Genomic DNA, 11,720 nt, shown 5'->3' with positions numbered 1-11,720 from the left:
GCCGGCCGGCTCTCTCAGGCTTGGGCGGACGCGGCCGCCGGTGCCGCGGGCGCCGCCGGCTTCGGCACGGTCTTCGGCTTCGGCCTGGGCGCGGGGTCGGCGGTGAACTTCTCGTACTCCTTCATGACCTCCTCCGTCGGCCCGTCCATGCGCAGCTGGCCGCGCTCCAGCCACAGCACGCGCTCGCAGGTGTCGCGGATGGACTTGTTGTTGTGGCTGACCAGGAACACCGTGCCCGCGTGCTGCCGCAGCTCGCGGATGCGGGCCTCGGAGCGCTTCTGGAAGGAGCGGTCGCCGGTGGCGAGGGCCTCGTCGATGAGCAGCACGTCATGGTCCTTGGCGGCGGCGATGGAGAACCGCAGCCGGGCGGCCATGCCGGAGGAGTACGTGCGCATCGGCAGGGTGATGAAGTCGCCCTTCTCGTTGATGCCGGAGAAGTCGACGATCTCCTGGTAGCGCTCCTTGATCTGCTCGCGGGACATGCCCATGGCGAGGCCGCCGAGGTGGACGTTGCGCTCGCCGGTGAGGTCGTTCATCAGGGCCGCGTTGACGCCGAGGAGGGAGGGCTGGCCGTTGGTGTAGATACAGCCGTTCTCCACGGGCAGCAGTCCGGCGACGGCCTTCAACAGGGTCGACTTGCCGGAGCCGTTGGTGCCGATGAGCCCGATCGCCTCGCCCTTGTACGCCACGAAGGACACGCTCTTGACCGCGTGCACCTTGCGGACGCCCGCCGCCTTCTCGGTCTGCTTGCGGCGCAGCATGCGGTTGAGGGCGGCGGTGGCCGAACCGCGTCCCGCGCCGGTGCCGTTGACGCGGTAGACGATGTCCACGCGGTCGGCGATGACCGTGGGGACCTTCTCTTCGTTGTGCTCAGCCACGGCCGTAGGTCTCCTCAGCCTTCCAGAAGTAGATGAAACCGCCGACTCCGGCGACCAGCGCCCAGCCGGTCGCGAGCGCCCACACATGGGGCGGGAGCTGGCTGCCCTGGAAGCTGTCGATCAGGGCGAAGCGCATCAGGTCGATGTACACGGCGGCCGGGTTGACCTGGAGCGCGGTGCCCACCCAGGACGGCAGGTCGGTGTGCTTGTCCAGGATGTGGTCGATGCTGAACATCACGCCGGACGCGTACATCCACGTCCGCAGCAGGAACGGCATCAGCTGCGACAGGTCGGGCGTCTTCGCGCCCAGCCGCGCCAGGATCATCGACAGACCCGCGTTGAAGGTGAACTGCAGCACCAGCGCCGGGACCGCCAGCACCCACGAGGCGGCCGGCGGCACGCCGAACGCCAGCAGGATCACCACCAGCGCCGCCATGGAGAACAGCAACTGCTGCAACTGCTGCAGACAGAACGAGATCGGCAGCGCGGCCCGCGGGAAGTGCAGCGCCCGCACCAGACCGAGGTTGCCGGAGATCGCCCGCGTGCCCGCGAGCAGCGAGCTCTGCGTGAACGTCCACACGAACACGCCCGTCACCAGGAACGGCACGAAGTCCGGCACCCCGTCCTTCGTCTGCATCAGCACGCCGAAGATCAGGTAGTACACGGCCGCGTTCAGCAGCGGCGTCATCACCTGCCACAGCTGGCCCAGCTTCGCCTGGCTGTACTGCGCGGTGAGCTTCGCCGTGGAGAACGCCGCGATGAAGTGGCGGCGGGCCCACAGCTGCCGGACGTACTGGGGCAGGGAGGCGCGGGCGCCGCTGACCGTCAGCCCGTGGCGCGCGGCGAGCGCCGCGAGGTCGCCGTCGTCGGCCGGGGCCTGCGCCGTGGGAGGCGGGGCTTGGAGGACCTGGCTCACATCCGCTGCTTTCGCTCGGGGGGAGGGGTGGCGGCACGGGTCCTGCCGCGCTCTTACGTCGGGACGGGACCGTATCGTCGCAACGCGAGCGTAGGCCGATCGAGCGTCGGGACGCAACCGTATCGTCGTAACGCCCTATGCTGTCCGCATGACCAACCCCGCCGGATCCCAGCCGCGCCCGCCCCGCCGGTCACCCGCAGGTGCCGCCGTCCTGCGGGAGGACGTGACCGAGGCGATCCGGGCGGCCGTCTTCGAGGAACTGGCGGCTGTGGGCTACGCGCGGATGTCCATCGAGGGCATCGCCCGCCGGGCGGGCGTCGGCAAGACGGCGGTCTACCGCCGCTGGCGCTCCAAGCTGCACCTGGTCCTGGACGTCGTCTCGGCGATCGCGGTGCAGGGCCTTCCGGCGCCGGACACGGGCACCCTCGAGGGCGACCTCCGGCTGCTCTACGAGGTCACCGCGCGTGCCCTACGGCACCCCGTCGTCTCCCAGATCATCCCCGACCTCCAGGCCGAGGCGGCCCGCAACCCCGAGATCGCCGAGCTGATGCAGAAGGCGCTGCGCGAAGGGCAGGAGGGCGTCGCCAGCAAGATCGTCGCCGCGGCCGAGCAGCGCGGGGAGATCCGTATGGGCGTCGACGACGAACTCGCCCTCGACCTCATCTCCGGCCCCCTCTACTGGCGCTCCGTCGTCATCCGCAGCCCCAAGCTGCCCAAGGGCTACCTGCCGTCCCTGGCCAAGGCGACCGCGGGGGCGCTCAAGGCGCTCTGAGGGGGCCCTGCGCCGTCCCGTCCGGGGGTTTCCGCCGTACGCGGGTGCGGGTGGTACGTGGCCGGTCGCGCAGTTCCCCGCGCCCCTCAGGGACGTACACCTGCCCGGCGCCAGCAAGCACCGGCCGCACGGCCCGCGACGACAAGCCCCACGCGCCGTGGGCCCGGAAAGCCGCCGACGGCGAGAAGGCCCTAGGGGGCCGTGGGGCTGCGGTCAGTCGCCGACGGCGAGAAAGCGCCACGCAGCACGGGCCGGGAAGCCGCGGACGGCGAGAAGCTCCACAGCCGATGGGCCCGGTCAGCCGCGGACGGCGAGAAGCTGTCACAGCCGGTGGGCGTCGGTCAGCCGCGGACGGCGAGAAGCTGTCACAGCCGGTGGGCGTCGGTCGGCCGCCGACGGCGAGAAGCTGCCACAGCCGATGGGCGTCGGTCAGCCGCCGACGGCGGGAAGGGGACGTGCCGGGGGGTGTCCGCCCGCAGCGGCCGGCGTCCATCTCCAGTCACCCTAGGTCCCGACAGAACCGCCGGACCGAGGACGGACACCCCCCGGCGCGGCCCCGACCCACAACCCACCGGCAGCGCTACAGCAACCCCCACCGGACGCGAGCAGGCCGCCGCAGGCATCCACCCACCGGCCCGCACCCGAAGGGGACACCCCTCGCCCCCTACACCCGCGCCGCCTCCGGATGAAGGCGGACCCACCCCTCCCAGGCCGACGTGATCATGTCCTGGACGTCATGCCGAGCCTTCCACCCAAGTTCCGCGGCGATGCGGTCCGCGGAGGCGACGACGCGCGCGGGGTCGCCGGGCCGGCGCGGGGTGGTGAGGGGCGGCCGGGCATAACCCGTGACGGCGTTGATGTGGTCGATCATCTCGCGGACGGAGACGCCTTCACCGCGCCCGACGTTGAGGGTGAGGTCACGCCCCGGCGACGCGGTGAGGGCACGGGCGGCAGCCACATGCGCGTCGGCCAGGTCGACGACGTGGATGTAGTCGCGGACGCAGGTGCCGTCGGGCGTGGGGTAGTCGTCGCCGAAGATACGCGGCGGGGCGTTCTCCGTGAGCTTCTCGAAGACCATCGGGATCAGGTTCGACACCCCCACGTCCGCGAGCTCGGGACGCGCCGCCCCGGCCACGTTGAAGTAGCGCAGGCAGGCCGTGGACAGCCCGGTCGCCCGCCCCGTGGCCCGCACCAGCCACTCCCCGGCCAGCTTCGTCTCACCGTAGGGAGACATCGGCGCACACGGCGTCTCCTCCGTCACCAGCTCCGTCCCCGGCATGCCGTACACCGCCGCAGAGGAGGAGAAGACGAAGTGCGGCACCCGCGCCTCGGTGACCGCCTCCAGCAGCACCCGCAGGCCCTCGACGTTCTCCCGGTAGTACAGCAGCGGCCGGTCGATCGACTCCCCGACCTGCTTCTTCGCGGCGAGATGCACGACCCCGGCCACCGTGTGCCGCGTCAGCACCTCGCGCAGCCGCCGCCCGTCCAGCGTCGAGCCCACCACCAGCGGCACGTCGTCGGGCAGGCGCTCGGCGATGCCGGTGGAGAGGTCGTCGTACACGACCGCCCCCTCGCCCGCAGCCCGCAGCGCACGCACGACGTGCGCCCCGATGTAGCCGGCGCCGCCGGTGATCAGCCAGGTCATGGACGGCCGTCCCCTCGTTCAGTTGGCCCGTGGTGCTTCCCCCGGCCGAACAGTCAACCAGGACGAGGGCGCCGAACGGGCCCGAACGTCACTCTTCGTGGCGCGGCGTGCGCGGTTCGTGTGCGGCGGCGGCCGTGTCCAGGGCGCTCGTCAGGCGGTCGAGCCGCTCCCGCAGCTCGCGGATCTCGTCGAGGTCGCAGCCGGTCGCCTCGACGATCCGGCGGGGTACGGCGACCGCCCGCTCGCGCAGGGCCTCGCCGGCCCGCGTCAGCCGGACCTCCACGGAGCGCTCGTCGCGGGCGCTGCGCTCGCGGTGTACGAGGCCGGCGGCCTCCAGCCGCTTGAGCAGCGGCGACAGCGTGCCGGAGTCGAGGCGCAGGTGTTCGCCGAGCTTCTTGACCGGCTGCTCGCCCCGCTCCCAGAGCACCAGCATCACCAGGTACTGGGGGTAGGTCAGGCCGAGGTCCTTGAGGATCACGCGGTAGACGCCGTTGAAGGCGCGCGAGGCGGCGTGCAGGGAGAAGCAGATCTGGCGGTCCAGGCGGAGCCAGTCCTCCTGGGCGGCGGCCGGTGTCGGGGTCATGCCTCCAGGGTAGTACTTGCGAGCCATTTAGTTGTGCACAACTTAATTGTGTGCTCTACTTGTGGCCGTGAGGGCGGCCGGCCGGGCCGCCGGACCGCGACTTCTCCGAGAGGGATGGTTCATCCATGGACGCGCTGTACACCGCTGTCGCCACCGCCACCCACGGCCGTGAGGGCCGTACCGTCTCCAACGACGGCAAGATCGACCTCGCGCTCGCCATGCCGGTGCAGCTCGGCGGCAACGGTGAGGGCACCAACCCGGAGCAGCTCTTCGCCGCCGGTTACGCCGCCTGCTTCGGCAGCGCCCTGGGCCTCGTCGGCCGGCAGGCCAAGGTCGACGTGAGCGAGGCCGCGGTGACCGCCGAGGTCAGCATCGGCAAGCAGGGCGAGGGCTTCGGCCTGGCGGTGACCCTGCGCGTCGAGCTGCCCGACACCCTGGACGAGGCGACCGGCCGCAAGCTGGTCGAGACCGCCCACCAGGTGTGCCCGTACTCCAACGCCACCCGCGGCAACATCCCCGTCGACCTCGTCATCGAGTAAGCCCCGCTCACACCGGGCGCTTCACACGGGTCGCCTCACACGGGCCGGCGCCCACCCGGCCGCCCCGACGGCCGCCAGGTCGACGGCCGGGACGGAGTCGGCCGCGACGAACTGCGCGGCTCCCGCACAGCCACAGCGCTCAGCGGCTCTCGGTCACGGCCCACGGGCCGGACGGATGCGGCACGCTGGCCAGCGGTGAGCAGTCCGACGCCGCGGCCGCCGACGGCACGGGACGGCGGTCCTGCGGCGGCAGCGCGGGCGGCGTGTCCGGCTCGCCCAGCACGACATGGCGTACGACCCGCTCGGCGGCGCGCCCGTCGTCGTACGGGCAGAAGCGCTCACGGAACGCCGCCCGCAGCTGCGCCGACCGCGAGCCGCGCCAGTGGCCGGTGGCGAAGATGTCGATGAGCTCGTCCTCGCCGCGCGCCACCGCGCCCGGAGGGAAGGAGCGCAGGTCGACGTAGGTGCCGCGGGCGGCCTCGTACGCCTCGTGGTCGGGGAGGTGGAGCACGATCGGCCGGTCGAGGCAGGCGTAGTCGAACATCAGCGACGAGTAGTCCGTCACCAGCGCGTCCGAGGCGAGGCAGAGCTTCTCCACGCTCGGGTGGGCGCCGACGTCGATGACGCGGCTGCCCTCGCCGAGCGGGCCGGGCTGCAGGTGGTGGGCGCGGGCGAGGACCACGAACCGCGGGCCGAGGCGGCGCAGGACGCGGTCGAGGTCGAGGAAGCGGGCCTGGGAGCGGCGGTAGTCGCGGTGCGTGGGCGCGTACAGGATCGCGACCGAGCCCTCCGGGATCCCGAGCGACTCGCGCAGCCGGGTCACGTCCGCCGGGGTCGCCCGCAGGAAGACGTCGTTGCGCGGCTGGCCGTACTCCAGCGTGGTGTAGCGGCCGGGGTACACGCGCTCCCAGGTCAGGGTGGCGTGGCGGTTGGCGGACAGGACGTAGTCCCAGGTGTCGACCGTGCGCAGCAGCTCGGTGACGTCCGTGTCCCGGGCGGCGGCCGGGCGTTCGCGCAGGTCCAGGCCCATGTGCTTGAGCGGGGTGCCGGACCGGGTCTGGACGAGCACCTGGCCGCGGCGTTTGACCGGCCGGGGCTGGAAGTCGTCGTTGGTCACCAGGTACTTCGCGCGGGCGAGCGCCGTCCAGTACGCGGCCGAGCCCGGGGTCAGGCGGCGGGTGCCCGGCGGGATCGTGTGGTGGTGCTCGGGGTGCGCGATCCAGGCGGTGCGGATGTGCGGGGCGAGTTCGCGCATCGCCTCCTCCAGCGCGCCCGGGTTGCAGCCGTGGCCTCGGCCCCCGTGCGCCGCGAACACCGCCCGGTCCGCGCGCAGCGGCAGGCGGCGCTGGACGGCGTAGTGCAGCCGCAGGCCGGCCGCGGTGAGCGCCCGGCCGAGGCGGGCCGCGAGGCGTGCGGCGCGCCGGGCGGGGCGGCGGGTCAGGAGCAGGGCGCGGTGGGTGCGGTGCAGGCCCAGGCGGACCAGGGTGTGCCGCAGCCGGGCGCGCGGGCCCGCGGCGGCGCCGGGGGTGCGGTGACGGAGGTGGTGGGCGCGGGCCCGCCGCCAGAACTCGGCGCGGGCGGCGCGCGGGAGGCGGCCGGGGCGGGTGAACTCCGTCGCCAGATGGTCGATCGACCGGCGGAACAGCACCGGCCGCCACTGGGCGAGCCCGGGCCGCTCGTCGAGGAACGCGAAGACCCTGTCGTACTGCGCGAAGACGTCGAAGTCCCCCGCCCCCTGCCCGAGGCCGGCGACTTCCGCCCCGCCCTGCCCCGCCCCATGCCCGAGGCCGGCGACTTCCGCCCCGCCCTGCCCCGCCCCCTGCCCGAGACCGGCGGCTTCCGTCCCGCCCTGCCCCGCGCCCGCCCCGCTCCGCTCGAATCCGCTCTTCCCAAAGGCGTCGACGGGCCCTTCGCCCTGCCCGGGGGAATCGTCGGTGTCCCCCGTCACCCGGTGCAGTACGCACACCCGGTCCAGCGTGGTGAGGGAGTCGGCCGCCAGGAGCAGCGGATACGTCCAGGGCAGGTCGGCGTGGCGGCCGGGCGGGAAGGTCAGGGCTTCGCGCTCGACGAACTCCCGTCGGCAGACCTTGTCCCAGGCCGCCGTCCCCACCCGCAGCAGCCCCGGCCGGTCCTCCAGCCGGAACGGTGCCGGGCCGCGCTCGGTCAGCTGCCCGGCCGGCCCGGCCGGCAGGCGCTCGCCGGTGCGGTCCACGCGCGCGTGGCCGTGCACCAGCACATCCGGATCACCGGTCTCCTTCAGCCGGTCGGCGACGGCCCGCAGGGCGTGCGGGGTGAGGGTGTCACCGCCGTCCAGGAACACCAGATAGTCGCCCCGCGCCCGCTCCAGCCCCGCGTTGCGCGCCCCGCCGGGACCCCGGCGCTCCGGCAGCCGCACCGCGCGCACCCGCGGATCGCGGGCGGCGAACTCCTCGACGATCTCCCCGCAGGCGTCCGGCGAGCAGTCGTCGACGGCGATCAGTTCGAGATCGGCGTACGACTGGGACAGTACCGATTCCAGGCACGCGTGCAGATACGCCTGAACCTGGTACGCGGGGACGATGACACTGAACCGGGGCACGGGACATCCATGGGTCGGCGCGGGCGTTCTGCCCGGGAACGGCCGATCCCGCGACTTGGTTACGTGCTCTACGGCATACGGGGGAACGCCTGAGGGCGGGCCCCGGAAGACCCGCCCAACCAGGCGCCCTCGACGGCTACTTGACCGCGCCCGCCATCACGCCGGACACGAACTGCCGCTGGAAGGCGAAGAACACCGCCAGCGGGATCACCATCGAGATGAACGCGCCGGGCGCCAGCACGTCGATGTTGTTGCCGAACTGCCGTACCTGCGTCTGCAGCGCGACCGTGATGGGCTGGCTGCCCGCGTCGGTGAACACCAGCGCCACCAGCATGTCGTTCCACACCCACAGGAACTGGAAGATGGCGAGGCTCGCGATCGCCGGGGCGGCCAGCGGCATCACCACCCGCACGAACAGCCGCAGTTCACCGGCGCCGTCCAGCCGCGCCGCCTCCAGCAGCTCGCGCGGGATCTCCGCGAAGAAGTTCCGCAGCAGGAACACCGCGAACGGCAGACCGAACCCGACGTGGAACAGCACCACACCGAGGATGGAGCCGAACAGCCCGATGGTGCCGAAGAGTTCGGCGATCGGGATCAGCGCCACCTGCACCGGCACCACCAGCAGCCCGACCACCGCCAGGAACCACCAGTCGCGGCCCGGGAACTCCATCCACGCGAACGCGTAGCCCGCGAGGGCGGCGACGACGACCACCAGGACCGTCGCCGGCACCGTGATCAGCACGGTGTTGACGATCGAGTCGGTGATGTCGCTGTTGTCGAGCAGCTTCTCGTAGCTCTCCACGGTGAGCTGCGCGGGCTCGGTGAACACCGTCCACCAGCCGCTCTCGTTCATGTCCTCCGGCCTGCGCAGGGAGGACAGCAGCAGACCGATCGTCGGCACCAGCCAGAAGACGCCGACGACGATCAGGAACACACGGACCAGACCGCCGTTGACCCAGCCGACGATCCTCGCGCCCAGGGACTTCTCACCCAGTGACTTCTCCGTCATCGCCTGACCTCCCGCCGGAGCCTGCGCACGTTGAACCACATCACCGGGATCACCAGCAGCAGCAGGAACACCGCGATGGCGCTGGCGATGCCCGGCTGGTCCTCGGAGAAGCCCTTGCGGTACAGCTCCAGGGCGAGCACGTTCGCATCGTCCTGGGAGGAGCCGGGGGCGATGATGAAGACCAGGTCGAACACCTTCAGCACATTGATCATCAGGGTGACGGTGACGACCGCGAGGACCGGCGCGAGCAGTGGCACCGTGACCCGCCGGAACACCTGCCACTCGGTCGCACCGTCCACCCGCGCCGCCTCCAGCAGATCGCGCGGGATGCCCGCGAGCCCGGCCGCGATCAGCACCATCGCGAAGCCCGCCCACATCCAGATGTACGCGCCGATGATCGCCGGGGTGACCAGCGCCGGGCCGAGCCAGTCCAGACCGTTGTACGCCTCCTTGAAGTTGCCGGCGGGCAGCCGCAGCTGGGCGCCGTCCGCCTCCTCGGGCAGCGTGAACGAGCCGTCGTCGGCGGCCTTCGTGGAGGCCACCACCTTGCCGTCCTTGACCGCCTCGATCCGCATCCCCGGATAGCCCAGCTCGGAGGCGTCGGGCGCGCCGAGGGTGCCGACGCCCTTGCCGCGGGTGAAGTCCTGCCAGGTCGTGCCGGTCACCTTGCCCGGCTCGGCCTTCGGCTCGGCGGCCCGCTCCGCGCCGTCGGGCATCTGGTCGGGCGCCACGCCCACCAGCGGCAGGACGACCGGCTCGCCCGCGCGCACCGGCTCCTTGGTGATGAACGCCCCGCCGCCCGCGGGCTCCAGCGGCGACTCACGGCCCGGATGCGCCTTCGGGAACGCCGACGCCTCGGCGAAGGTGTCGTGCACCCCCACCCACACCGCGTTCGCCACGCCCTTGTCCGGGTCCTGGTCGTACACCAGCCGGAAGATGATGCCCGCCGCCAGCATGGAGATCGCCATCGGCATGAAGACGACCAGCTTGAACGCCGTGCCCCAGCGCACCCGTTCGGTCAGCACCGCGAAGATCAGACCGAGCGCGGTGGCCACCGTCGGCGCGAACACCACCCAGATGACGTTGTTCTTCAGGGCGGTGCGGATGCCGTCGTCCGTGAACAGGGCCTCGTAGTTGTCGAATCCGGCGAAGGAGTCGCCGGACTGGTCGTAGAAGCTGCGGAACAGCGAGTACCCGATCGGGTAGACCACGAGCGCGCCGAGCAGCACGAGGGCGGGCAGCAGGAAGAGCACTGCCACGGACTTGCGCGTGCCGGTCACGCTTCGGCGTTTACGGGGAGCGGCAGGGGCCTTGGGAGCCCCTGCCGCCGGTGCCGTGGCCATCGCCGGATCAGCTCCCGTACGCCTTGGCCGCCTCCGACTCCAGCTTCGCCTGGGTCCCCGCGATGTCCTTCGGGTTCTTCAGGAAGTCCTGCAGGATCTTCCACTCGCCCTTGCCGGGCGTGCCGCCGAACGCCTGCGGCGCCTGGTCGGACATGTCGAAGCGGAAGTCGTCTCCGGCCGCGATCAGTGCCTTCGCCATCTCCTGCTGCACCGCGTTGGGGTACGCCGACGGGTCGACGTTCTTGTTCGGCGACAGGTAGCCGCCGAGCCCCGCCTGGATGCTCGCCGCGTCCGGCGAGGCCAGCCAGGTGGCCAGCGCCTGCGCCGCCTCGGAGTCCTGCAGGATCACCGCGGCGTCGCCGCCGGAGACCACCGGCGCGGTGTCGCCGACCGCCGGGAACGGGAAGACCTTGGCGTCCTCGCCGACCTTGGCGTCCGTCTCCGCGATGTTGACCTGGACGAAGTCGCCCTCGTAGACCATGGCTGCCTTCGGCTGGTCGCCGCCGGTGAAGGTCTGGGTGACGGAGGCCGGGAACTCGGTCTGCAGCGCGCCGGCCGCGCCGCCCGCGACATAGTCCTTCTTGCCCCAGATCTCCGCGAGCGTGGTCAGGGCGTCCTTCACGGACGGGTCCGTCCACTTGATCTCGTGCCGCGCGAGCTGGTCGTACTTCTCCGGGCCCGCCTGCGAGAGATAGACGTTCTCGAACCAGTCGGTGAGCGTCCAGCCGTCGGCGCCGCCGATGGAGAACGGGGTCACACCGGAGTCGTAGACCGTCTGCGCGGTCGTCAGCAGCTCGTCCCAGGTCTTGGGCTCCTTGGCGCCCGCGTTCTCGAAGACCGGCGCGTTGTACCAGATGAGGGACTTGTTGGCGGCCTTGTAGTAGACGCCGTACTGCTTGCCGCCGACCTTGCCGAGGTCCTGCCAGCCCTGCGAGAAGTTCTTCGTCAGCTGCTCCTGGACCTTCGGCCCGACCGGTTTGGCCCAGCCCTTGTCGACGGCCTGCTTGATGGCGCCGACCTGGGGGAGCATCGCGATGTCCGGCGGCGCACCGCCCGCGATCTTGGAGCCGAGGAAGTTGATGATCGGGTCCTGCGCGGGCACGAAGGTCACCTTCGCGCCGGTGCGTTTCTCGAACTCCTCCAGGACCTTCTTGAAGTTGGCCTGCTCAGGGCCGGTCCAGACGGCGGCGACCTCCAGGCTCTCACCGTCCAGTTTCGGAAGGGTCACCGTGGAGGCGGTCTGCGTCGCCTGGCTGCCGCCCTCGGTGCTGCTGTCGTCGCCGTCGTCACCGCAGGAGGTGAGCGAGAACGCGAGCGTCCCCGCGAGCAGGGCCGTGGCGGCCCTGACGGTCCTGCGTGTCCGGATCGTGTTGCTCGTGCTGCGCATCACTGCCCCGTTCTTCGTTCCTCGTCGAACGTTCGAACGCTGTCCGTGGGCTCTGGTCTACGCCCGGCGC

The 11,720-nt window shown here is 71.8% G+C and carries 10 protein-coding genes; 2 read left to right on the top strand and 8 right to left on the bottom strand.

From position 1 onward, the window contains the following. Positions 1-14: 14 nt before the first annotated feature. Both ACSU6M_RS13520 and ACSU6M_RS13515 read right to left on the bottom strand, forming a co-directional pair. Entirely contained in the window at positions 15-878 is an 864-nt protein-coding gene (locus ACSU6M_RS13520; RefSeq protein WP_437069881.1) for an ABC transporter ATP-binding protein, read from the bottom strand. Continuing rightward, on the bottom strand, positions 871-1,794 hold the full coding sequence (locus ACSU6M_RS13515; protein WP_437069880.1) for an ABC transporter permease: 924 nt from the start codon (positions 1,792-1,794) through the stop codon (positions 871-873). The genes ACSU6M_RS13520 and ACSU6M_RS13515 overlap by 8 nt, the downstream gene beginning before the upstream one ends. A gap of 148 nt (positions 1,795-1,942) precedes the next feature. Here ACSU6M_RS13515 and ACSU6M_RS13510 point away from each other — a divergent pair, with 148 nt between their 5' ends. Next, positions 1,943-2,566 (top strand): TetR/AcrR family transcriptional regulator, encoded by a 624-nt coding sequence (locus tag ACSU6M_RS13510; protein WP_437069879.1) that lies wholly within the window; start codon positions 1,943-1,945, stop codon positions 2,564-2,566. A gap of 664 nt (positions 2,567-3,230) precedes the next feature. On the opposite strand, the gene galE is transcribed toward ACSU6M_RS13510, so the two are convergent. Together galE and ACSU6M_RS13500 are read right to left on the bottom strand one after the other, a co-directional pair. Beyond that, positions 3,231-4,211, bottom strand: coding sequence for a UDP-glucose 4-epimerase GalE (gene galE, locus ACSU6M_RS13505; RefSeq protein ID WP_437069878.1), 981 nt, complete (start codon positions 4,209-4,211; stop codon positions 3,231-3,233). 88 nt (positions 4,212-4,299) lie between these two features. Next, positions 4,300-4,794 carry a MarR family winged helix-turn-helix transcriptional regulator gene (locus ACSU6M_RS13500; protein ID WP_437069877.1) on the bottom strand — a complete coding sequence of 165 codons (495 nt, stop codon included), beginning with the start codon at positions 4,792-4,794 and terminating at the stop codon, positions 4,300-4,302. Positions 4,795-4,919: 125 nt separating this feature from the next. Between ACSU6M_RS13500 and ACSU6M_RS13495 the strand changes: the two genes are divergently transcribed. Beyond that, the gene (locus tag ACSU6M_RS13495) at positions 4,920-5,333 is read left to right on the top strand and encodes an organic hydroperoxide resistance protein (RefSeq protein ID WP_437069876.1); all 414 of its coding nucleotides are present in this window, start codon (positions 4,920-4,922) and stop codon (positions 5,331-5,333) included. 139 nt (positions 5,334-5,472) lie between these two features. On the opposite strand, the gene ACSU6M_RS13490 is transcribed toward ACSU6M_RS13495, so the two are convergent. The 4 genes from ACSU6M_RS13490 to ACSU6M_RS13475 all read right to left on the bottom strand — a co-directional run bounded on the left by ACSU6M_RS13490 (position 5,473) and on the right by ACSU6M_RS13475 (position 11,650). Beyond that, complete coding sequence (locus ACSU6M_RS13490) at positions 5,473-7,911, bottom strand: bifunctional glycosyltransferase/CDP-glycerol:glycerophosphate glycerophosphotransferase (protein WP_437069875.1); 2,439 nt, start codon at positions 7,909-7,911, stop codon at positions 5,473-5,475. Positions 7,912-8,047: 136 nt separating this feature from the next. Next, positions 8,048-8,920, bottom strand: coding sequence for a carbohydrate ABC transporter permease (locus ACSU6M_RS13485; RefSeq protein ID WP_437069874.1), 873 nt, complete (start codon positions 8,918-8,920; stop codon positions 8,048-8,050). Further along, positions 8,917-10,263: a carbohydrate ABC transporter permease gene (locus ACSU6M_RS13480; protein WP_437069873.1), complete on the bottom strand. Its 1,347-nt coding sequence runs from the start codon at positions 10,261-10,263 to the stop codon at positions 8,917-8,919. Before ACSU6M_RS13480 ends, ACSU6M_RS13485 begins: the two co-directional genes overlap by 4 nt. 7 nt (positions 10,264-10,270) lie before the next feature. Beyond that, positions 10,271-11,650 carry an ABC transporter substrate-binding protein gene (locus tag ACSU6M_RS13475; RefSeq protein ID WP_437069872.1) on the bottom strand — a complete coding sequence of 460 codons (1,380 nt, stop codon included), beginning with the start codon at positions 11,648-11,650 and terminating at the stop codon, positions 10,271-10,273. Positions 11,651-11,720 lie beyond the last annotated feature (70 nt).

Origin of the sequence: Streptomyces sp. enrichment culture (genome assembly GCF_964272895.1) — a bacterium.
Taxonomy (GTDB): domain Bacteria; phylum Actinomycetota; class Actinomycetes; order Streptomycetales; family Streptomycetaceae; genus Streptomyces.
The sequence above is the reverse complement of the archived record's forward strand: the minus strand, read 5'-3'. Positions and strand labels throughout refer to the sequence as shown.

Excerpts from the sequence above, each read along its gene's own strand:
- ACSU6M_RS13510 (WP_437069879.1), top strand. The coding sequence starts at position 1,943 with ATGACCAACCCCGCCGGATCCCAGCCGCGCCCGCCCCGCCGGTCACCC.
- galE (WP_437069878.1), bottom strand. The coding sequence starts at position 4,211 with ATGACCTGGCTGATCACCGGCGGCGCCGGCTACATCGGGGCGCACGTC.
- ACSU6M_RS13500 (WP_437069877.1), bottom strand. The coding sequence starts at position 4,794 with ATGACCCCGACACCGGCCGCCGCCCAGGAGGACTGGCTCCGCCTGGAC.
- ACSU6M_RS13495 (WP_437069876.1), top strand. The coding sequence starts at position 4,920 with ATGGACGCGCTGTACACCGCTGTCGCCACCGCCACCCACGGCCGTGAG.
- ACSU6M_RS13485 (WP_437069874.1), bottom strand. The coding sequence starts at position 8,920 with ATGACGGAGAAGTCACTGGGTGAGAAGTCCCTGGGCGCGAGGATCGTC.
- ACSU6M_RS13480 (WP_437069873.1), bottom strand. The coding sequence starts at position 10,263 with ATGGCCACGGCACCGGCGGCAGGGGCTCCCAAGGCCCCTGCCGCTCCC.
- ACSU6M_RS13475 (WP_437069872.1), bottom strand. The coding sequence starts at position 11,650 with ATGCGCAGCACGAGCAACACGATCCGGACACGCAGGACCGTCAGGGCC.